The sequence below is a fragment of the Arthrobacter sp. 10L424 genome (assembly GCF_056395325.1).
Genome location: NZ_JBFTJH010000003.1, coordinates 348,898 through 369,717, shown reverse-complemented (window position 1 = coordinate 369,717; position 20,820 = coordinate 348,898). Strand labels below are relative to the sequence as shown.

19 protein-coding genes are annotated in these 20,820 nt (G+C 67.9%); 9 read left to right on the top strand and 10 right to left on the bottom strand.

Annotated elements, in window-relative coordinates; translation table 11 throughout:
* Window positions 1–121 precede the first annotated feature (121 nt).
* Genes AC1DC5_RS07280 through AC1DC5_RS07270 form a run of 3 tightly spaced genes read left to right on the top strand, consistent with a single transcriptional unit; the run spans window position 122 to window position 2,848 of the window.
* Entirely contained in the window at window positions 122–1,090 is a 969-nt protein-coding gene (locus AC1DC5_RS07280; RefSeq protein ID WP_476864691.1) for an ABC transporter ATP-binding protein, read from the top strand.
* The gene (locus tag AC1DC5_RS07275) at window positions 1,087–1,896 is read left to right on the top strand and encodes an ABC transporter permease (protein ID WP_476864690.1); all 810 of its coding nucleotides are present in this window, start codon (window positions 1,087–1,089) and stop codon (window positions 1,894–1,896) included. The genes AC1DC5_RS07280 and AC1DC5_RS07275 overlap by 4 nt, the downstream gene beginning before the upstream one ends.
* Window positions 1,897–1,903: 7 nt before the next feature.
* A complete protein-coding gene (locus tag AC1DC5_RS07270) occupies window positions 1,904–2,848 on the top strand; it encodes a COX15/CtaA family protein (protein ID WP_441404047.1) in 945 nt (314 codons plus the stop codon).
* A 130-nt stretch (window positions 2,849–2,978) separates the two neighbouring features.
* Here AC1DC5_RS07270 and AC1DC5_RS07265 read toward each other — a convergent pair whose 3' ends face one another.
* Window positions 2,979–3,941 carry a heme o synthase gene (locus AC1DC5_RS07265; protein WP_441404046.1) on the bottom strand — a complete coding sequence of 321 codons (963 nt, stop codon included), beginning with the start codon at window positions 3,939–3,941 and terminating at the stop codon, window positions 2,979–2,981.
* A 507-nt stretch (window positions 3,942–4,448) separates the two neighbouring features.
* Here AC1DC5_RS07265 and tkt point away from each other — a divergent pair.
* The 6 genes from tkt to pgl all read left to right on the top strand — a co-directional run bounded on the left by tkt (window position 4,449) and on the right by pgl (window position 12,717).
* Complete coding sequence (gene tkt / locus AC1DC5_RS07260) at window positions 4,449–6,566, top strand: transketolase (protein WP_476864689.1); 2,118 nt, start codon at window positions 4,449–4,451, stop codon at window positions 6,564–6,566.
* Window positions 6,567–6,634: 68 nt separating this feature from the next.
* Window positions 6,635–7,753 carry a transaldolase gene (gene tal, locus AC1DC5_RS07255; protein WP_476864688.1) on the top strand — a complete coding sequence of 373 codons (1,119 nt, stop codon included), beginning with the start codon at window positions 6,635–6,637 and terminating at the stop codon, window positions 7,751–7,753.
* A gap of 5 nt (window positions 7,754–7,758) precedes the next feature.
* A complete protein-coding gene (locus tag AC1DC5_RS07250) occupies window positions 7,759–9,387 on the top strand; it encodes a glucose-6-phosphate isomerase (RefSeq protein ID WP_441404043.1) in 1,629 nt (542 codons plus the stop codon).
* A 21-nt stretch (window positions 9,388–9,408) separates the two neighbouring features.
* The gene (zwf, locus tag AC1DC5_RS07245) at window positions 9,409–10,983 is read left to right on the top strand and encodes a glucose-6-phosphate dehydrogenase (RefSeq protein ID WP_476864687.1); all 1,575 of its coding nucleotides are present in this window, start codon (window positions 9,409–9,411) and stop codon (window positions 10,981–10,983) included.
* The gene (locus AC1DC5_RS07240; protein WP_441404041.1) at window positions 10,980–11,921 is read left to right on the top strand and encodes a glucose-6-phosphate dehydrogenase assembly protein OpcA; all 942 of its coding nucleotides are present in this window, start codon (window positions 10,980–10,982) and stop codon (window positions 11,919–11,921) included. Before zwf ends, AC1DC5_RS07240 begins: the two co-directional genes overlap by 4 nt.
* Window positions 11,911–12,717, top strand: a complete 807-nt coding sequence (gene pgl, locus AC1DC5_RS07235; RefSeq protein ID WP_441404040.1) for a 6-phosphogluconolactonase — start codon at window positions 11,911–11,913, stop codon at window positions 12,715–12,717. The genes AC1DC5_RS07240 and pgl overlap by 11 nt, the downstream gene beginning before the upstream one ends.
* Before the next feature lie 47 nt (window positions 12,718–12,764).
* On the opposite strand, the gene AC1DC5_RS07230 is transcribed toward pgl, so the two are convergent.
* The 9 genes from AC1DC5_RS07230 to rapZ form a co-directional block, all read right to left on the bottom strand.
* Window positions 12,765–13,145: an RNA polymerase-binding protein RbpA gene (locus AC1DC5_RS07230; RefSeq protein WP_441404039.1), complete on the bottom strand. Its 381-nt coding sequence runs from the start codon at window positions 13,143–13,145 to the stop codon at window positions 12,765–12,767.
* A gap of 116 nt (window positions 13,146–13,261) precedes the next feature.
* Window positions 13,262–13,519: a preprotein translocase subunit SecG gene (secG, locus tag AC1DC5_RS07225; RefSeq protein ID WP_476864686.1), complete on the bottom strand. Its 258-nt coding sequence runs from the start codon at window positions 13,517–13,519 to the stop codon at window positions 13,262–13,264.
* Window positions 13,520–13,568: 49 nt separating this feature from the next.
* A complete protein-coding gene (gene tpiA, locus AC1DC5_RS07220; protein WP_441404037.1) occupies window positions 13,569–14,384 on the bottom strand; it encodes a triose-phosphate isomerase in 816 nt (271 codons plus the stop codon).
* 83 nt (window positions 14,385–14,467) lie between these two features.
* On the bottom strand, window positions 14,468–15,694 hold the full coding sequence (locus AC1DC5_RS07215; RefSeq protein WP_441404036.1) for a phosphoglycerate kinase: 1,227 nt from the start codon (window positions 15,692–15,694) through the stop codon (window positions 14,468–14,470).
* Between the two features lie 10 nt (window positions 15,695–15,704).
* Window positions 15,705–16,715, bottom strand: a complete 1,011-nt coding sequence (gene gap, locus AC1DC5_RS07210; protein WP_441404035.1) for a type I glyceraldehyde-3-phosphate dehydrogenase — start codon at window positions 16,713–16,715, stop codon at window positions 15,705–15,707.
* Window positions 16,716–17,004: 289 nt separating this feature from the next.
* Window positions 17,005–17,628, bottom strand: a complete 624-nt coding sequence (locus tag AC1DC5_RS07205; protein WP_441404034.1) for a superoxide dismutase — start codon at window positions 17,626–17,628, stop codon at window positions 17,005–17,007.
* A 174-nt stretch (window positions 17,629–17,802) separates the two neighbouring features.
* Entirely contained in the window at window positions 17,803–18,783 is a 981-nt protein-coding gene (whiA, locus tag AC1DC5_RS07200; protein ID WP_066438143.1) for a DNA-binding protein WhiA, read from the bottom strand.
* Window positions 18,784–18,793: 10 nt separating this feature from the next.
* Entirely contained in the window at window positions 18,794–19,813 is a 1,020-nt protein-coding gene (locus AC1DC5_RS07195; RefSeq protein ID WP_441404033.1) for a gluconeogenesis factor YvcK family protein, read from the bottom strand.
* On the bottom strand, window positions 19,813–20,736 hold the full coding sequence (gene rapZ, locus AC1DC5_RS07190; RefSeq protein WP_441404032.1) for an RNase adapter RapZ: 924 nt from the start codon (window positions 20,734–20,736) through the stop codon (window positions 19,813–19,815). Before rapZ ends, AC1DC5_RS07195 begins: the two co-directional genes overlap by 1 nt.
* Between the last annotated feature and the right edge of the window lie 84 nt (window positions 20,737–20,820).

Sequence of the window (20,820 nt, the reverse complement as noted above, 5' to 3'; positions counted from 1 at the left end):
TACACAACACAATCATGTCCTAATTTAGTCCCCTGATCCAGTAAGGCATGGCTACCCTCCGGGCAGCCCGCGGATGCGGCCACCCCCGGCCCGGGCGTACTACATCCCGTAGAATGCTGTGGTGCGATCCCCCGAATCCCCCGTCCTGTCCATCAGCGGGCTAGTCAAGGATGTAGGTCCACTGTCCACCCTCGACGGCAAAATGCTGCGTGTGGTCAGCGGCCTTTCCCTCGTCGCCGAACGCGGACAGGTGACAGCCCTGCTGGGAGCCAACGGTGCCGGCAAAACCACCACAATCGAATGCGCCCAGGGGCTCCAGAAACGCACCCACGGCAGCATCAGCCTCCTGGGCGAGGACCCGGACACGGCCGGGGCCGGGCTGCGGGCCCGCGTCGGGGTGATGCTGCAGGACGGCGGGCTGCCGCCGTCGGCCCGTCCCATCCCGCTGCTCAAGCATATTGCCGGCATGTACCAGGACCCCTGGCCGGTCGGGGAGCTTGTTGACCGCCTTGGCATCGATGCCTTCAGCCGGACCTCCGTGCGGCGGCTTTCCGGCGGGCAGAAGCAGCGGCTGGCGCTTGCGGCCGCCCTGGTGGGCAACCCCGAGGTGCTTTTCCTCGACGAGCCGAGCGCCGGCCTGGACCCGCAGTCGCGCCAACTCGTGTTTGAACTCATCTCCGAACTGCGGAACAGCGGCATGGGCATCGTCCTGACCACACACCTCATGGATGACGCCCAGCGCCTCGCCGATTACGTCTACATCATTGACGCCGGCCGCAATGTGGCCGAGGGGACAGTGGCGCAGCTGCTGCAGCACCCCCTGCCGCCCGAGGCCGGGGAACAGCACGTCCGCACCCTGCTCTTCGAGGCCGATCCCGGCCTGGAATTCACCGGAGTGCTGCCCGACGGCGTCGACGTCACCGAAGCGCGGGCGGGAAGCTATGCCGCCACCGGCGCGCTGACCCCGGCCGACCTCGCCGCGATCACCGCGTGGTGGGCGGCCCGGGGAATCATGCCCCGTTCGCTGAGCCTTGAGGCCCGCAGCCTGGAAGACGTTTTCCTCGACATCTCCGGAAGGGAGATCCGATGACCCGCGACAGCGCCGCGCTGGGGAACGCGCCTTCGGGCAGCGCCCCGCCGGCCCGCCCCCTTGGCGGTGCGCCCGCCACGCTGCTGCGGCGCATCCTGCTGCAGGGCAGGTACGAGACCGTCACGATGCTCCGGAACGGCGAACAGCTGATCCTGGCGATCGTCCTTCCGCTGCTGGCCATGGTGGGCCTGACCGTCACCCCCCTGCTGGACGGGTTCGGCGCGAGCCGGATCAATGCTGCCGTGCCGGGGATCCTTGCGCTGTGTGCGATGTCCACGGCCTTCACCGGACAGGGCATCTCCACCGGTTTTGACCGCCGCTACGGGGTTCTGCGTTTCCTCTCCACCACTCCCCTGGGCCGCACCGGACTGATCGCCGGGAAGATCCTCGCGGTCCTCGCGGTGCTGTCCCTGCAGGTGGTCGTGGTCACGGCCGTGGCCCTGTTGCTGGGCTGGCAGCCGGATCCGCAGGGCTGGGCCCCGGCACTCGCCCTGCTGGTGCTGGGCGCCGCCGCCTTCACGGCGCTTGGCCTGCTGGTGGCAGGCACCGTCCGGCCGGAAGCGACCCTGGCCATCACCAACCTGCTGTGGATCCTGCTGGGTGCCCTCGGCGGGATCGTGGTCCCGGCCGAGCGTCTGCCTGCCCTGCTGGAGGCGATCGTGCAGTTCCTGCCCTCCGGCGCCCTGGGGCAGGCAATGCGGGAAGCATTCCTGTCCGGCACCGTCAACCCTGTCTTCGTACTTGTCCTGCTGCTCTGGACGGCGATTGCCGGCGGCGCAGCGACCCGTTGGTTCAAATGGAATTGAGAAAACTGTGAGCACGGCCTCCCGCCCTCCCCGGACCGCTTCCCGGAACATCGCCTGGCTGCCCGTCACCGTCGACAAGACGGTGAAGCGGCTGGCGGTGCTGTCCCTGATCGGCCAGACCCTCCTGATTGTGACCGGCGGCGCCGTCCGCCTCACCGCCTCCGGCCTGGGCTGCCCCACCTGGCCGCGCTGCACGGATTCCTCGCTGGTGAACACCCCGGAAATGGGGATCCACGGCATCATCGAATTCGGCAACCGCCTCCTGACGTTCGCCCTGGCCGCCATCGCCGTGGCGATGCTGGTTTACCTCTGGAACCTCCGCAAGGAGCGCCGCGACCTCTTCCTGCTCGCCCTCGGGCTGCTCGCCAGCATCCCGGCCCAGGCCATCATCGGCGGCATCACCGTGCTGACCCAGCTGAACCCCTGGGTGGTGGGGCTGCACTTCCTGGTCTCCATGGCCCTTGTGGTCGTGGCGACCCTCCTGGTGAACCGCGCTTATGGGCGGACGGGGAAATTCCGGGTGGCTGAACTGCCCGCCCTGCCGGGCGTGGCGCGTCCGCTCATGTCCGCCGTCGCGCTGTTCTCCGCCCTGGCCGTGTGCCTGGGCGTCGTGGTCACCGGCGCCGGCCCGCACGCCGGCGACGCCGACGCCCCGCGCAACAACCTGGACTGGGACCTGTTCTCGCACATCCACGCCGTCCCGGCCTACCTCGTCACCGCCGGGACGCTGTTCGCGCTGTACCTCGTCCTCCGCGACCGGATCACCGGCCCGTTCCGCACCGCCGTCATGCTGCTCCTCGGCATCACCGTGCTGCAGGCCGTCATCGGGTTCACCCAGTACTACAACGGCATCCCGGCGCTCCTGGTCGGGGCGCACATGCTCGCGGCCGCCCTGCTGATGAGCGCGGCCACGAACGCCGCCGACCTGGCCCGCAGCAGCCCGGCCAAGTAGGCACACCCAAGTAGCGCCACACAAACAACGCGGGGTCAGATACGGTCCATTCCGGGCGTCCGGATGGGCGGTATCTGACCCCGCGTTGTTTGTGCCGGGTGTGACGGCTCAGGGTCCCGTGGCTGGCTGATCAGCCGCCCATGATGGCGGAGCCGACGAACGGGTCCACGGCGAGGGCGATGAAGAGCAGGGTCAGGTAGCTGATGGAGCCGTGGAAGACCTTCATGGCGCCCTTGTTGGACACGTCGCCCGCCTGCGCCCTGTTGTACAGCGCGTGCGACTCGTAGAGGAACCAAGCGCCGGCGAGCACGGCGGTGACGGTGTAGACCCAGCCTGCGCCGCCGGCTGGAACCAGCAGCAGCGAGCACGCCACCATGGCCCAGGCGTACAGGACCACCTGCACCGAGACGACCTTGGCCCCGGCGATCGCGCCAAGCATTGGCACGTTGGCGTTGCGGTAGTCCTCGCCGTAGCGCATGGACAACGGCCAGTAGTGCGGCGGGGTCCACAGGAAGATCACCATAAAGAGGACGATGGCGGGCCATTCCACCGTGTTGGTCACGGCGGCCCAGGCAATGAGCACGGGGAAGCAGCCGGCTGCCCCGCCCCAGACGATGTTCTGCGCCGTGCGGCGCTTGAGGATCATGGTGTAGATGACGACGTAGAAGACGATCGCGCCGAGTCCAAGCCAGGCTGAGAGCGGGTTGGCGCCGAACCAGAGGATCGCGATCGCGGCCGCGCCCAGGAGCCACGAGAAGACCAGCGCTTCACGCGGGGTGACCTCACCCGTAACCAGGGGCCGGTTCTCCGTGCGGTGCATCAGCTTGTCGATGTCGCGGTCGAGGTAGCAGTTGAACGCGCCCGCGCTGCCGGCGGCAAACGCGCCGCCCACGAGGGTTGCCAGGATCAGGCCGATCGACGGGAAGCCGCGCTCCGCGTAGATCATGGTGGGCAAAGTGCTGACCAGCAGGAGTTCGATGACGCGGGGTTTCGTGAGCGCCAGATAGGCCTTGGCTTTGCGGGAGAAGCCGGTTCTTCCGCGGGTGGTCGAAGCGGTCAGCGGCGTATCTGTTGTGCTCACGGTGGCAGTCACTCTGTTCTGTCTGGCTGTTCAGTCCGGCTGGTTCCGCAACGCGGGTTGCATATCGAGGGGGTCCACGCGCAGCGCACAGGCGTGTCCCTCGCCCCCGTTGGTAGCCACTGACCATCATACCGTGCAGGCACGGGACGGCCGCTCCCGGGCATGCCACCGCCGCACAGCCATGATTCGAACAGATTAACGCGGGCTCACTGCCGCCGCGGCTACCGGTGATTCATATAAGCGTAAAACCCGTCCAATTGGTGAGATATACAGCGCCTGGCAGGTGGAATGGGGCTAAGCTGTCAGCAGATCAGCGTGCACGGGCCGCAGCTATATCCGGCCGCCTTGGTGGCTGCAGCATCTGCAGTTGTGCATGTGCACACGCGACTGAATGATAGATCAACGTTTCGATGGTGAACGGCTGGTACGTACCGCAGCGGGCACCGAACTGTGCCCCGGACGGGACGGACCATACCGCCCGCCGTCAGCACAGAGAGGGGCCCGGTTTTCGTGCCACATTTGGAAGAGCAAGAACTGACATGGACCAGCTTGGACCAGCGCGCCGTGGACACCATCCGCGTCCTGGCCGCCGATGCCGTTGAGAAGGTCGGCAACGGCCACCCCGGTACCGCGATGAGCCTGGCTCCGGCCGCCTACCTTCTCTTCCAGAAGCTGATGCGGCACGACCCGAAGAACCCCGACTGGCTGGGACGGGACCGTTTTGTCCTCTCCCCCGGCCACACCTCCCTGACGCTGTACATCCAGCTCTTCCTCTCCGGTTACGGCCTGGAACTGAAGGACCTTGAGGCGCTGCGCACCTGGGGCTCGCTGACTCCGGGCCACCCGGAGTACAAGCACACCAAGGGTGTCGAAATCACCACCGGCCCGCTGGGCCAGGGCCTCGCTTCCGCCGTCGGCTTCGCCTACTCGCAGCGCCGCCAGCGCGGACTGTTCGACGCCGACGCCGCCGAGGGTACCAGCCCGTTCGACCACACCGTCTGGGTCATCGCGTCCGACGGCGACCTCCAGGAAGGCGTCACGTCCGAGGCGTCCTCGCTCGCCGGGCACCAGGAGCTCGGCAACCTCGTGGTGATCTACGACGAGAACCACATCTCGATCGAGGACGACACCGACATCTCCTTCACTGAGGATGTCCTGAAGCGCTACGAGGCCTACGGCTGGCACGTCCAGCGCGTCGACTGGACCCGCACCGGGGAGTACAAGGAGGACGTGCAGGAACTGCACGCGGCCCTGCTGGCCGCCAAGGCCGAGACCGGCAAGCCCTCCATCGTCTCGCTGCGCACCATCATCGGCTACCCGGCCCCGAAGAAGCAGAACACGGGCAAGATCCACGGCTCCGCCCTCGGGTCCGAGGAAGTCGCCGCCCTGAAGAAGGTCCTCGGTTTCGACCCGGAGCGTTCCTTCCAGGTCGACGACGACGTCCTGGCCCACGCCCGTGCCGTCGTGGACCGCGGCGCGGCCGCCCGCAGCGAGTGGCAGGAGTCCTTCGAGGCCTGGCAGTCCGGCAACCCCGAGGCGGCGGCCCTGCTGGAGCGCGTCGAGGCCCGCAAGCTTCCGGCCGAACTCGACGCCGCCCTCCCGGTCTTCGAGGCCGGCAAGGACGTCTCCACCCGCGCCGCCTCCGGCAAGGTCCTGAACGCGATCGGCCCGGTCATGCCGGAGCTGTGGGGCGGCTCGGCCGACCTCGCCGAGTCCAACAACACCACGATCGAGGGTTCGCCGTCGTTCATCCCGGTCTCGCGCTCCACGGATGCCTGGAAGGGCAACCCCTACGGCCGGGTGCTGCACTTCGGCATCCGCGAGCACGCCGCCGCGTCGATCGTCAACGGCATCAGCCTGCACGGCCGCACCCGCGCGTTCTCCGGCACCTTCCTGATCTTCAGCGACTACCAGCGCCCGGCGATCCGCCTCGGCGCCCTCATGGGAGTCCCGTCGCTGTACGTCTGGACGCACGACTCGATCGGCCTCGGCGAAGACGGGCCGACCCACCAGCCGGTGGAGCAGCTCGCCTCGCTCCGTGCCATCCCGGGCCTGGACGTCGTCCGGCCCGGCGACGCCAACGAGGTCGCGGCCGCCTGGAAGGTCATGCTCGAGAACCACGAGAACCCGGCCGGCATCGTGCTGACCCGCCAGAACATCCCCACGTATGCCCGCGGAACCGGCGACGCCGACGGCGACACGTTCGGCTCCACCGCCGGCGTCGCTAAGGGCGGCTACGTCCTGGCCGAGGCCTCGGCCGACGGCAAGACCGCCGACGCCCGGGTCATCCTGATCGGCACCGGTTCCGAGGTCCAGCTGGCCGTGAACGCCCGTGAGGCGCTCCAGGCCGAGGGCATCCCCACCCGCGTCGTCTCCATGCCGTGCGTCGAGTGGTTCAACAAGCAGGACGCCGCCTACCGTGAAGCGGTGCTCCCGGCTGCAGTCAAGGCACGGGTATCCGTCGAAGCCGGGCTCTCCCTGGGCTGGCGGGAATTCGTCGGCGACGCCGGCCGTTCCGTCTCCCTTGAGCACTACGGCGCCTCGGCGGACTACAAGCGCCTGTTCCAGGAATTCGGCATCACCGCGGAGGCTGTCGCCGCCGCAGCCAAGGATTCCCTCGCGGGCCTCCCGGCCTGACCCAGACTTCCCACTTTCCGGGCCGCCGCCCTACTGATGGCGGCGGCCCCAGACTTCAGGAGTTACCCATGACCACCACCCCCACCCAGCAGCTGTCCGACGCCGGCGTCTCCATCTGGCTCGATGACCTCTCCCGCGGCCGCCTCGCCACCGGAACGCTCCGCAAGCTGATCGAAGAGAAGAACGTTGTCGGTGTCACCACGAACCCCAGCATCTTCCACGCCGCCATCACCACCGGCCACGACTACGACGCCATCATCGCGGCCCAGGCCGCGGCCGGCGCCACCGTGGAGGAGACCGTCTTCGAAATCACCACCACCGACGTCGCCGACGCCTGCGAACTCTTCGCTCCAGTGGCAGCCGCCACCAAGGGCGTTGACGGCCGCGTGTCCATCGAGGTTGACCCGCGCCTGGCCTGGGACACCGCCGGCACCATCGCCGAAGCCAAGCACCTGTACAAAAAGGTCGGCAAGGACAACGTCCACATCAAGATCCCGGCAACCCTGGAAGGCCTCGAGGCCATCACTGCCACCCTGGCCGAGGGCATCAGCGTCAACGTCACGCTGATCTTCTCGCTGGAACGCTACCGCGCCGTCATCAACGCCTTCCAGTCCGGCCTCGAGCAGGCCAAGGACAACGGCCACGACCTCTCCAAGATCCACTCCGTGGCGTCCTTCTTCGTCTCCCGCGTGGACTCCGAAATCGACAAGCGCCTCGACGCGATCGGCACCGACGAGGCCCGCGCCCTCAAGGGCAAGGCCGGCGTGGCCAACGCCCGCCTCGCCTACCAGGTCTACGAGGAGCTGTTCTCCACCGAACGCTGGGCCCTCCTCGCCGACGCCGGGGCGCTCCCCCAGCGCCCGCTGTGGGCCTCCACCGGCGTCAAGGACCCGGCCTACCCGGACACCCTTTACGTCACGGAACTCGTGGCGCCCGGCGTCGTGAACACCATGCCGGAGAAGACCCTCGACGCCACGTTCGACCACGGCACCGTCACGGGCAACACGATCACCCGCGGCTATGACGACGCCAACGCCACGCTGAACGCCCTCGATGCCCTCGGCATCTCCTACAACGAGGTCGTCGCGGTGCTCGAGTCCGAAGGCCTCGACAAGTTCGTGGCAAGCTGGAAGGAACTGCTGGCCGACGTCGAGGGAGCCCTCGCCGCTGCACGGAAGGGCGCATAGTCCCCATGACCACTCTCAGCTACGACGCCACGGGCGCCGCCCGCCTGGCCCACGAACAGCACCTGCCCGCCCTGCTGGAAGACAAAGTCGCCACCCGGATCTTCGCCAAGGACCCCACCCTGTGGGGCCCCGACGCCGAGTCCGAGTCTTCCGTCCGGCTGGGCTGGGTCGAGGCGGCCACCGTCTCCCAGCCGCTCGTGGCGGACATCCTGGCACTGCGTGACGCCCTGCGCGCCGAGGGCGTCAGCCGGATTGTCCTCTGCGGCATGGGCGGATCCTCGCTGGCCCCAGAGGTCATCGCCGGAACCGCCGGCGTCGAGCTGACAGTGCTGGACAGCACCGATCCGGACCAGGTGGCCGCCGCCCTCGCGGACCGGCTGGCCGAAACCGCGATCGTGGTGTCCTCCAAGTCCGGATCCACCGTGGAGACGGACTCCCAGCGCCGGATCTTCGAGCACGCCTTCACCGAGGCGGGTCTCGACGCGAAGAGCCGGATCATCATCGTCACCGATCCGGGCTCGCCGCTGGACAAGTCCGCCCGGGAGGCCGGCTACCGCGCCGTCTTCAACGCCGATCCCAACGTCGGCGGACGCTTTTCGGCGCTCACCGCGTTCGGGATCGTGCCGTGCGGCCTGGCCGGCGTGGACATCCAGGCCTTCCTGGACGAAGCGGAAGAGGCAGCCGAGGTCCTCAACGAGGACGGCGAGGAGAACATCGGCCTCGCCCTCGGCGCGGCGCTGGGCGGCACCAACCCGCTGCGCAACAAGATCGTCATCGCCGAGGACGGCTCCGGCATCAAGGGCTTCGCCGACTGGGCCGAACAGCTCATCGCCGAATCCACCGGCAAGCTCGGTACCGGCGTGCTGCCGGTCGTTGCCGGACCCGCGTCGCCGGAGGCCACCCTCGGTGCAGCCGACGTCCTGGTGGTCCGCCTCGTCGCCGCGGACGCCGACGTCGAACTCGGGGAAAATGAGGTCGCCATCGCCGGCGGCCTGCCCACGCAGATGATGACGTGGGAGTTCGCCACCGCCGTGGCCGGGCGCCTGCTCGGCATCAACCCGTACGACCAGCCCGACGTCGAGGCCGCCAAGGTGGCCGCCCGCGGACTGCTGGACGCCCAGCCGGAGCCGACGCCGGCAGCCTTCACCGACGGTGCCATCGAGGTCCGCGGCGGGGATTGGCTCGGCGCCGCGGACACCGCCGCCGGGGCAGTCACCGCCCTGCTGGGCGAGCTCGGCCCGGACAGCTACTTGAGCGTCCAGGCGTACTTCGACCGGCTCGCCTACGCCCCCCTGGAGGGTGTGCGGGACCAGCTGGCCGCCGTCACCGGTCGCCCGGTGACGTTCGGCTGGGGCCCGCGCTTCCTGCACTCCACCGGTCAGTTCCACAAGGGCGGACCCGCAATCGGCGTCTTCCTGCAGGTGACGGCCGCGGCCGCCACCGACCTCGCCATCCCGGACCGTCCTTTCACCTTCGGCGAGCTGATCTCGGCCCAGGCCGCCGGCGACGCGCAGGTGCTTTCCGACCACGGCCGTCCGGTCCTCCGCCTGCACCTCACGGACCGCGCAGCCGGCGTCCGCCAGCTGCAGGACCTCGTCTCCACGCTGGCCGGCCAGGCAGTCCCCTCCACCTAAAGGTAAGGCACCAACGTAACCATGCCAGAAAAACTCAACGGCGGCAGCACGTCCCCGACGCGTTCGGGAAGGTCTGGGCGCAATCCGCTCCGGGACCCGCGGGACCGGCGCCTGAACCGTATTGCGGGACCGTCATCCCTGGTCCTGTTCGGGGTCACGGGGGACCTCGCGCGCAAGAAACTCATGCCGGCCGTGTACGACTTGGCCAACCGCGGGCTGCTGCCGCCGAGCTTCGCCCTGGTGGGCTTCGCCCGGCGCAACTGGGACAACGAGGACTTCGCGGCCGAGGTCAAGGAAGCCGTCAAGGCTTACGCCCGCACCCCCTTTGATGAAACGGTGTGGAAGCAGCTCTCCGAGGGCATCCGCTTCGTGCAGGGTGAGTTCGACGACGACGACGCCTTCAAGCGGCTGAGTGAAACCATCGACGAACTCGACGAGCAGCGGGGAACGCGCGGCAACCATGCGTTCTACCTCTCCATCCCGCCAAACGCGTTCGAGCTGGTCTGCCGGCAGCTGTCCAAGCACGGCCTGGCCCAGGCTGAGGGCGACAAGTGGCGGCGTGTGGTGATTGAAAAGCCGTTCGGCCACAATCTGGAGTCGGCGCGCCAGCTCAACGACATCGTCGAGTCGGTTTTTCCGCCGGACGCCGTGTTCCGGATCGACCACTACCTGGGCAAGGAGACGGTGCAGAACATCTTGGCGCTGCGCTTCGCGAACCAGCTGTTCGAGCCCCTGTGGAACGCCAACTACGTGGATCACGTCCAGATCACCATGGCCGAGGACATCGGCACCGGCGGCCGGGCAGGGTATTACGACGGCGTCGGCGCGGCCCGCGACGTCATCCAGAACCACCTGCTGCAGCTCCTGGCGCTGACCGCGATGGAAGAACCGATTTCCTTCAACGCCGATGACCTGCGCGCCGAAAAGGAAAAGGTCCTTGCCGCCGTCCGGCTGCCCGAGGACCTCTCCACGCACTCGGCCCGCGGGCAGTTCACCGGTGGCTGGCAGGGCGGCGAGCAGGTCGTCGGCTACCTCGAAGAGGACGGCATCCCCGCCGACTCCACCACGGAGACGTTCGCCGCGATCCGGGTGGACATCAACACCCGGCGCTGGTCCGGAGTGCCGTTCTACCTGCGCGCCGGGAAGCGGCTGGGCCGCCGGGTGACCGAGATCGCGGTCGTGCTCAAACGCGCCCCCAACCTGCTCTTTACCGACCACGGCGAAGACGACTTCGGCCAGAACGCCGTGGTGATCAGGGTCCAGCCCGACGAGGGCGCCACCATCCGCTTCGGGTCCAAGGTTCCCGGCACGCAGATGGAAGTCCGCGACGTGACCATGGACTTCGGCTACGGACACTCGTTCACGGAGTCCAGCCCCGAGGCCTACGAACGGCTCATCCTCGATGTGCTCCTTGGCGAGCCGCCGCTGTTCCCGCGGCACGCGGAAGTGGAGCTGTCCTGGAAGATCCTGGATCCGTTCGAGGACTACTGGGCGTCCCTGGACGAGCAGCCCGAACCCTACGCGCCCGGAAGCTGGGGACCTGCCTCCGCCGACGAGTTGCTTGCCCGTGACGGACGAACCTGGAGAAGGCCATGATCGTAGATCTTCCCGATACCACCACCTCCAAGATTTCCAAGAAGATCATGGCGCTGCGCGAGCAGGGCGGCGTGATTGCCCTGGGCCGGGTGCTGACCCTCGTGGTCGTCACCAAGTCCGGGCTGGAAGAGGAGGCCATCGAGGCCGCCAACGAGGCCAGCCGTGAGCACCCCTGCCGGATCATCGTCCTCGCCGACGCCGGGGCCGCTGCCCCGACCCGGCTCGACGCGCAGATCCGGGTGGGCGGCGACGCCGGGGCCTCCGAGGTCATCCTGCTCCGCGGCTACGGCGAACTCGCGGAGGAAAGCGAGTCGCTCGTCGCGGCCCTGTTGCTGCCGGATGCGCCGATCGTGGCCTGGTGGCCCCACGGCGCGCCGAACAACGCCTGCGAGACGTCGATCGGGCGGATCGCGCACCGCCGCATCACGGACTCGGCCAACGAGACCGATCCGCAACGGGCACTGGAGAACATCCGCCTCACGTACAAGGCCGGCGACACGGACCTTGCCTGGACCCGCCTGACCAACTGGCGGATCCAGCTGGCCGCGGTCCTTGACCAGGTGGACGGTTCACCGGTCACGGCAGTCGCCGTCGAAGGCGCCTCGGACTCCCCCAGCACCATCCTCCTAGCCGCGTGGCTCACCCTTGCGCTGGACGCCCCGGTGACGATTGTCGCGGACCCGGCCGGCACCGGGATCCGGCGGGTGCGGCTCACCCGCACCGGCGGCGACATCCAGCTGTTCCGGCCCGGGCTGACCGTGGCCGAACTGACGCAGCCCGGCCAGCCCGCCCAGCGCATCTCCCTGCCGCGCCGCAGCCTGAAGGACTGTCTCGCCGAGGAACTGCGCCGCCTCGATCCGGACGAAGTGTTCGGCGAAGTGATTACTATTGGACTTCCACGTACCAACCTAAGGAGTGTCCGTCCCAGTGAGCGCTGACCCCAGAGTAAGCATCCATCCCGACTCGACCGTCCTCATGGCTGCCATCGCGGCCCGCCTGATCACCAAACTGGTGGACATCCAGGACAAACATGGCGAGGCGACAGTGGTGCTTACCGGCGGGTCGATGGGGATCGGCTCGCTCAGGGCCGTGGCGGAGTCGCCGGCGGCGCCCGCGGTCGACTGGTCCAAGGTCAACTTCTGGTGGGGTGACGAGCGCTTCGTACCCTCGGACGATCCGGAACGCAACGCCAGGCAGGCCCGCGAGGCGCTGCTCGATCTCATCGCCGCCGACCCTGCGCGGATCCATGTGCCCGGCTCCACCGAGGATTTCGACACTCCGGAGGAAGCGGCCGCGGACTACGCCCGCCGGCTCAGCGACGCGGCAGCCGCGGAGCACGCCGCGGACATGTCTGATGACCGGCCGGAGCACCCGGCCGCCCTCCCCCGCTTCGACATTGTCCTGCTCGGTGTGGGCCCGGACGCGCATGTCGCCTCCCTCTTCCCGGAGCAGGCTGGCATCCGGGAGAAGGAATTGTCGGTGGTGGGAGTCCGCAATTCACCCAAGCCGCCGCCGCTGCGGGTTTCCCTGACGCTGCCTGCCATCAACACGGCGGAGGAAATCTGGATGGTGGTGGCCGGCGAGGACAAGGCGGGCGCCGTCGGGCTGGCCCTCGCGGGGGCGAACCCGGTGCAGGTGCCGGCAGCGGGTCCGCGGGGACGGAACGAGACCCTCTGGCTGATCGACGAAAACGCCGCCTCCCGGGTGCCGGAACAGCTGGTCCGGAAGGGCTAGCTGCCCCGCTATCCCGCTGTGCTATCCCCCCTGTGCTATCCCCTGTGCTATCCCTCCGGGAAGCCCCGCCGGGAGCGCAGTCTCTCAAGCGCTCCGGCCAGCACGTCTTCGGCGTCCTGGCTGGAGCGCCGTTCTTTAACGTATTCCAGATGGCTCTTGAAGCCTTCCACCGGGATTTCCTCGAGCGCGAACTGCGCCTCGTCCCGGGTGGCCGTACCGCCGCAGCGGCGGCAGTCCCACACCCCGGGGATCTGCTCGTCTGGTAGCCGGGCGAAGACCAGCGGGGTCTCGTGGCCCTTGGCGCAGTGGTAGGTGATGCGGATACGGGGCGTGCGGACAGCGGCGCCGTCGATGGGTTCGTGGCGGGGCGCGGCCCCTTCGGTGGCTCCTACACGGATGCCCCGGAATCCGGAGGCGGAATGCAGCATCGGGAACTCCTGGCTACTAGGCGGACGGAATGCGCATGCAATCAGCCACAGTGTAGTTCGGAGTTCCCGATGCGGGCAGGGCCACAGGACCCCTATGAAGTTTTCCGGTATTGGTGCTAGGAGTCTCCGCCGCCGGTGAAACGCATGATCAGGCCGAGGCCGATGATCACGAGGCCCCAGGTGACGCCGAGGATGATCGTAAAGCGGTTCAGGTTCCGCTCGGCCACGCCGGAGGAGCTGAGGCCGGAGCTCATGCCGCCGCCGAACATGTCGGACAGACCGCCGCCACGGCCCTTGTGGAGCAGGATGAGCAAGGTCAGCAGGAGGCTGGTGATACCCAGGAGGACCTGCAGAATGACATGAAGAACGTCCACGACGGCCTTTCAGAAGATTTGGATTACGGGGGCCACAACAGTGTCCGGACTAATCCGTCAGCAGGTGACTCTCGAACCTGACAATATTAGCAAACTCGGCGGCGTCAAGGCTGGCACCACCGACAAGCAATCCGTCCACGTCGCGTTCCTTGAGGATCGACGCGGCGTTGTTGGCCTTGACCGAACCGCCGTAGAGGAGGCGGGTCTTTCCGGCGACGTCTGAGCCGAAGAGGGTGGAGAGCTCGGCACGGATGGCGGCGCACATTTCCTGGGCGTCGTCCGGTCCGGCGACTTCGCCGGTCCCGATGGCCCATACCGGCTCGTAGGCGACGACGAGTTCCGCGGCCTGCTCGGGGGTGAGGCCCTCGACGCCGGCGCGCAGCTGCGTGAGCGTGTGGTCGACGTGCGTCCCGGCCTGGCGGATCTCCAGGCCTTCGCCGACGCAGAGCACGGGGGTGATTCCGTGCCGGAACGCTGCCTTGGTCTTGGCGTTGAGCACTTCGTCGGACTCGTGGTGGATGGTGCGGCGTTCGCTGTGCCCGACCAGTACGTAGCTGCAGCCGAGCTTGGCGAGGAACTGCCCGGAGATGTCGCCGGTGTAGGCGCCGGAGTCGAACTGGGAGAGATCCTGGCCGCCGTAGACGACCTTGAGTTCATCGCCCTGGACCAGGGTCTGGACGCCGCGGAGATCGGTGAACGGCGGGAAGACGGCGACTTCCGCCCGGCTGTAGTCGTGCTTGGCGTCGGACAGGGTCCAGGCCAGTTTCTGCAGGAGGGTGATGCCCTGGACGTGGTCCATGTTCATCTTCCAGTTGCCCGCGATGAAGGGCGTGCGGTCGAATTTGCCGTTCGTTGACGTAGTCACGTGGTCTCCAAAAAGTTCGTAGCAGTGGAACAGCCGGCAAGGCGCCCCGTCCTGGGACCGGGAGCCCTGCCGGCTGGAGGTTTCTAGCGGTCCAGGACGCTCAGGCCGGGGAGTTCCTTGCCTTCAAGGTACTCAAGGCTGGCGCCGCCGCCGGTGGAAATGTGCCCGAACTGGTCATCGGCGAAGCCGAGGGTCCGGACCGCAGCGGCAGAGTCGCCGCCGCCGACCACGGTGAAGGCATCGGTTTCGGTCAATGCCTGGGCGATGGCCCGGGTGCCGGCGGCGAATGCCGCGAACTCGAACACACCCATGGGACCGTTCCAGAACACCGTCTTGGCGCCCTTGATCCGCTCCGCGAAGGCGGCTGCGGACTCCGGGCCGATGTCCAGCCCGATGCCCTGGGCTCCGAAGCTGCTGCCTTCAATCGCGTCGGCGCGCACGGTTTCGTGGTCGGCGTCGGCGGCGAACTTGCTGGCCACCACGACGTCGGTGGGCACCACGAACTCGGTTCCGGCGTCCGCGGCGCGCTTGAGGTAGTCCTGCACGACCGGGATCTGGTCCTCTTCCAGGAGGCTGCCCGCCACCTTGTGGCCCGCAGCGGCGAGAAAAGTGAACAGCATGCCTCCGCCGACCAGGATGGTGTCTGCCTTGCCGATGAGGTTGTCGATCACGGCGAGCTTGTCAGAGACCTTGGAACCACCCAGCACCACAACATAGGGGCGTTGCGTGTCGGTGGTGAGCTTGCGCAGCACCTCGACTTCGGTGCGGACCAGGTCGCCCTGGTAGGACGGGAGGCGGGTCGCGACGTCATACACGCTGGCATGCTTGCGGTGCACGGCGCCGAAGGCGTCATCCACGAAAGCACCGTTGTCGCCGGTCAGGGACACGAGCTCGTCCGCGAACGCGCCCCGCTCGGCGTCGTCCTTGGACGTCTCCCGGGCGTCGAAGCGAACGTTCTCCAGGACGAGTACTTCACCGTCCTGCAGGGCGGAGGCCAGCTCCTTGGCCGACTCGCCGACCGTGTCGCCGGCTAGCGAAACCTTGAACCCGGCGAGCTCGGCCAGCCGGGAGGCGGCGGGCTTGAGCGAGTACTTGTCCTCGGGGGCGCCCTTGGGGCGGCCCAGGTGTGCTGTGACCAGCACGCGGGCACCGGCGTCCGTGAGCTTCGTCAGCACTGGCAGGGAGGCCTTGATGCGGCCGTCGTCAGTCACTGTAGAGCCGTCGAGCGGCACGTTCAGGTCACTTCTGACCAGAACGTACCGCCCGCGGACACCATCAGCGATCAGTTCGTTGAGGGCGTGGAATGTCATGAGTCTTACCCTAGCCCAGCTTGGCTGCGACGAGCTCCGTGAGGTCCACGAGGCGGTTGGAGTAGCCCCATTCGTTGTCATACCAGGAAACAACCTTGACCTGGTTGCCGATCACCTTGGTCAGGCCCGAGTCGAAGATGGACGACGCCGGGTCCCCGACGATGTCGGAGGAGACGATCGGCTCGTCGGTGTAGGTCAGCAGGCCCTTGAGCTCGGCGGTCTCGGAGGCGGCCTTGAGGGCTGCGTTGACTTCCTCGACGGTGGTCTCGCGGGAGACGGTGACGGTGAGGTCCGTGGCGGAGCCGGTGGGGACCGGCACGCGGATGGCGTAGCCGTCGAGCTTGCCCTTGAGTTCCGGCAGGACCAGGCCGATGGCCTTGGCCGCACCGGTGGAGGTGGGGACCATGTTGATGGCGGCGGCACGGGCACGGCGGAGGTCCTTGTGCGGGCCGTCCTGCAGGTTCTGGTCTGCGGTGTAGGCGTGGATGGTGGTCATCAGGCCGCGCTCGATGCCGAAGACGTCGTTGACCACCTTCGCCAGCGGGCCGAGGCAGTTGGTGGTGCAGGAGGCGTTGGAAATGATGTGGTGCGCGGCGGGGTCGTAGAGGCCGTCGTTGACGCCCATCACGATCGTGATGTCCTCGTCGGAGGCGGGGGCGGAGATCAGGACTTTCTTGGCGCCGGCGTCGATGTGCTTCTGCGCGTCGGCGGCCTTGGTGAAGAAACCGGTGGATTCGATCACGATGTCAACGCCGAGCTCGCCCCAAGGCAGCTTGGCCGGATCGCGCTCGGCGAGGACCTTGACAAGGTTGCCGTCGACGACGATGTTGCCGTCCTTGACCTCGATCGTTTCCTGCAGGCGCCCGCCCACGGAGTCGTACTTGAAGAGGTGTGCCAGGGCTTCCGGGCTGGTGAGGTCGTTCACGGCGACGATTTCGAGGTCTGCCCCTTGGGCAAGTGCGGCGCGGAAGTAGTTGCGGCCGATGCGGCCGAAGCCGTTGATACCAATACGGGTGGTCACGTTTTCAGTCTCCTTGGTGCTTCTTCAAGCACGATTAGTTGAGAAGGCGCTCAAGCCAACTAACAGATCCCGCACGCCATTGGGCAGAGATGATTAACAGATCGGAGGGCGACCAGCCACATTGCTGAAGGCTAACCGCCTTCCGTGATCCATCTTACGTTTAACTGGACCCGCCCCCGCAAGTGCGGGGGCGGACCTTCCACGATCCGGGCCGAACGGCCCGAATTGTGAGCTTTGTTACGTTCCGGTTAACGGCTGCGCAAACGACGCGCCGCCGTCCAACACCGCTCTAGAGCGTGATGAGGCCCGTGGCGTTCTTGCGGGCGGCGTCAAAGCGCTTGGCGACGTCGGCCCAGTTCACGATGTTCCAGAAGGCCTTGACGTAGTCGGCCTTGACGTTGACGTAGTCCAGGTAGAAGGCGTGCTCCCACATGTCCAGCATCAGCAGCGGGGTGGTGCCGAGTGCGACGTTGCCCTGCTGATCGTAAAGCTGCTCGATGACGAGGTTGCCGCCGATCGGTTCGTAGGCGAGGAAACCCCAACCGGAGCCCTGCAGGCCCAGTGCCGCCGCGCTGAACTGCGCACGGAAGGCGTCGAAGGAGCCGAAGGCGTCGTCGATCGCGGCCGCGAGCTCGCCCTCGGGCTTGTCGCCGCCGTCCGGGGAGAGGTTCTTCCAGAACACCGAGTGGTTGATGTGGCCGCCGGTGTGGAACGCGAGGTCCTTGGAGAGGCGGTTGATGTTGGCGAAATCGCCCTTCTCGCGCGCCTCGGCCAGCTGCTTGAGGGCGTTGTTGGCTCCGGTGACGTAGGCGGCGTGGTGCTTGCTGTGGTGCAGCTCCATGATTTTCGCGGAGATGTGGGGCTCCAGCGCGGCGTAGTCGTAGTCAAGTTCGGGCAGTACGTACTCGGTCACAAAATCCTCCAATGTCGTGGACTGGTTGTCCGTTTTGGTAACTCTCGGATTGTGCATCCGGATGTTGTGGCACCCGGAAGTCTCTGGATCGTCAATCCTGTGGGCATAGCCTCCGGTCCCCCTGAGGTATTCCCGCCGGCCCGATCCGATTCTGCTGGTGTTTCCCGGCAGAGGCTATTCGTCCAGCATTTCCGGTGTCACATTCGCCTCCGTGCCGGGAATGCCGAGGTCCTGGGCGCGTTTGTCCGCCATGGCCAGCAGACGGCGGATCCGCCCCGCGATGGCGTCCTTGGTCATGACCGGGTCGGCGAGGCGGCCGAGTTCGTCCAGGCTTGCCTGCTTGTGCGCCACCCGCAGTTCCCCCGCGTACTTCAGGTGGTCGGGGACGTCGTCGCCGAGGATCTCCAGGGCGCGGTCGACGCGGGCGCCGGCAGCGACGGCGGCCTGCGCCGAACGCCGCAGGTTGGCGTCGTCGAAGTTGGCCAGCCGGTTCGCGGTGGCGCGGACCTCCTTGCGCATCCGCCGTTCCTCCCACACCATCAGCGCGTCGTGGGCACCCATCCGGGTCAACAGGGCTGCAATGGTGTCGCCGTCGCGGATGACCACACGGTCCACTCCCCTGACCTCGCGGGCCTTGGCCTGGATCCCGAGGCGGCGGGCCGCTCCGACGAGGGCCAATGCGGATTCTGGACCGGGGCACGTGACCTCCATCGCGGAGGACCGGCCGGGTTCGGTGAGTGAGCCGTGGGCCAGGAACGCGCCGCGCCAGACGGCCTCGGCGTCGGCGGCGGATCCGTTCACCACCACGGAGGGCAGGCCCCGGACGGGCCGGCCCCTGGCGTCCAGCAGGCCGGTCTGGCGGGCGAGGGCTTCGCCGTCGCGCACCACCCGGACCACGTAGCGGCTGCCGCGGCGCAGCCCGCCGCCGGACACAACGATAATTTCACTCTGGTGCCCGTAGACCTCGGCGATGGCGGCGCGCAGCCGCCGGGCGGTCGAGGCGAGGTCGACTTCGGCCTCGATCACGATCCTGCCGGAGATGATGTGCAGTCCCCCGGCGAAGCGAAGCATGGCGGACACTTCAGCCTTGCGGACCGAGGACTTCTTGATGTCCAGCCGGGAAAGTTCTTCCTTGACTGATGCTGTCAGTGCCATGGCACCTTTCCTACCTGTTCCCGAAAATGTCGTGGTACGCCGTTGCCAGACGCAGCGGGTCGTGGATCGGCCGGCGGCTCGACGCCCCCACTTTACCCAACACCACCTCGGCACCGAGCATCCCGGCCGCCTGCTCGAAGTCGGCGAGGTCCGTCACGGACGCCGGATCGGCCAGGACGACGTCGATCGTGAAGTCCGGCGCGTACTCCCGGAGCACCCGCAGGTGGTCCGCGGCGGACATTCCGAGGGTTTCCTTGGTGTCCGTCGCGAGGTTCATGGTGAGGCAGCGCCGGGCGGCCGTGTTGCACAGCGCCTCGCGCATTTCCGGCAGCAGCAGGTGCGGGAGCACGGAGGTGTACCAGGATCCCGGGCCGAGGATGACCCAGTCGGCCAGCTCGATGGCGGTGAGCGCCTCGATGCAGGCCGGCGCGTCATCCGGCAGCAGCCGGACGCGTTCCAGCGAGCCGGCCACGGCGCATTTCGCCTGCCCGGTGAGCGTCTGCAGCACCGAGGTGCCGTCCGGGGCGGTGACCCGGACCTGGCCCTCGATGGTCAGAGGGACGCTGGACATTGGCAGGACCTCGCCGCGGGCACCGAGCAGCGCCCCGGCCCACTTGAGGCCGGCGACGGTGTCGCCCAGGAGCTCCCAGAGCGTCACGATCAGCAGGTTGCCCATGGCGTGTTCGTCGAGGGAACCGCCGCGGCCCTTGCCGGGCGCGAAGCGGTGCTGCATAACATCGCGCCAGGTGCGGCCCCAGTCCGTGTCGTCACAGAGCGCGGAGAGCGCCATCCGCAGGTCGCCCGGCGGCAGGACACCGTACTCCTCCCGCAGCCTTCCCGAGGAGCCGCCGTCGTCCGCGACCGTGACGATGGCGGTCAGCTCGGACGTGAGGAGGCGCAGCGCGGACAGCGAGGCGGAGAGGCCGTGGCCGCCGCCGAGCGCGACGACGGAGGGACCCTTATCCTGCTGGCTGGCGAAGGCCGCGCTGGCCGGAGGGACGAGCGGCAGCGGCCCGGTAAGCAGCGCCATTACTCGCGGCCCAGGTCCCGGTGGGTGGTGGTCACGGTGACGCGCGGGTACTGCGCGAGCCGGCGGGACAGTTCGACGGCGACTGCCACCGAGCGGTGCTTGCCGCCGGTGCAGCCGACGGCGATGGTGGCGTAGTGCTTGTTCTCCCGGCGGTAGCCGTCCAGGACCGGTTCGAGGGCCAGAACGTAGCGCTCCACGAAGTTGCTGACGCCCTGCGCCTCCAGCACGTAGTCGCTGACGTCCTTGTCCAGACCGGTGTGCGGGCGGAGCGCAGGGACCCAGTGCGGGTTGGGGATGAACCGGGCGTCGGCGACGAAGTTCGCGTCGACCGGGAGCCCGTACTTGAAGCCGAAGCTCATCACGTTGAGGCGGAGGGCCACAGGCCCGGTCTCGCTGAACAGTTCGGTGATCGCTGTGGCGAGGCCGTGCACGTTCAGCGCCGAGGTGTCCAGGACGATGTCGGCGGAGGTGCGGAGTTCGTGCAGCAGTTCGCGTTCGGCGGCGATACCGTCAAGGATCCTGCCGCCGGCCTGCAGCGGGTGCGGGCGCCGGCCCTGCTCGAAGCGACGGACCAGGACGCCGTCGTCCGCGTCGAGGAACAGGACCCGGAAGCCGACGCCGCTCGCTTCGAGATTGCGGAGGGCGGCGCGGATGTCGGCGAACAGCTCCTTGCTGCGGACGTCCATGACGACGGCGAGCTTGGAAATCGACCCGGGCGCGTGCGACACGATTTCCGCGAGGGTGCCGAGCATCTGCGGGGGGAGGTTTTCCACGACGTACCAGCCGTGGTCCTCCAAGGCGTCCGCCGCGGTGCTCCGGCCGGCTCCCGACATGCCCGTCACTACGAGCAGTTCCGCCTCAACGGGTTTGACCGGCGTCATGCCGTCCGATTCCGTCCCGGATCCTGCCGTCGACTCTGCCATCAGTGAAGCCCCGTTCTGCTGTGCTGTTGTGCGCTATGACCGCCGGGCGGCGGCCGCGTCGCGTAAAGTCGCCGCGCGTGCCGT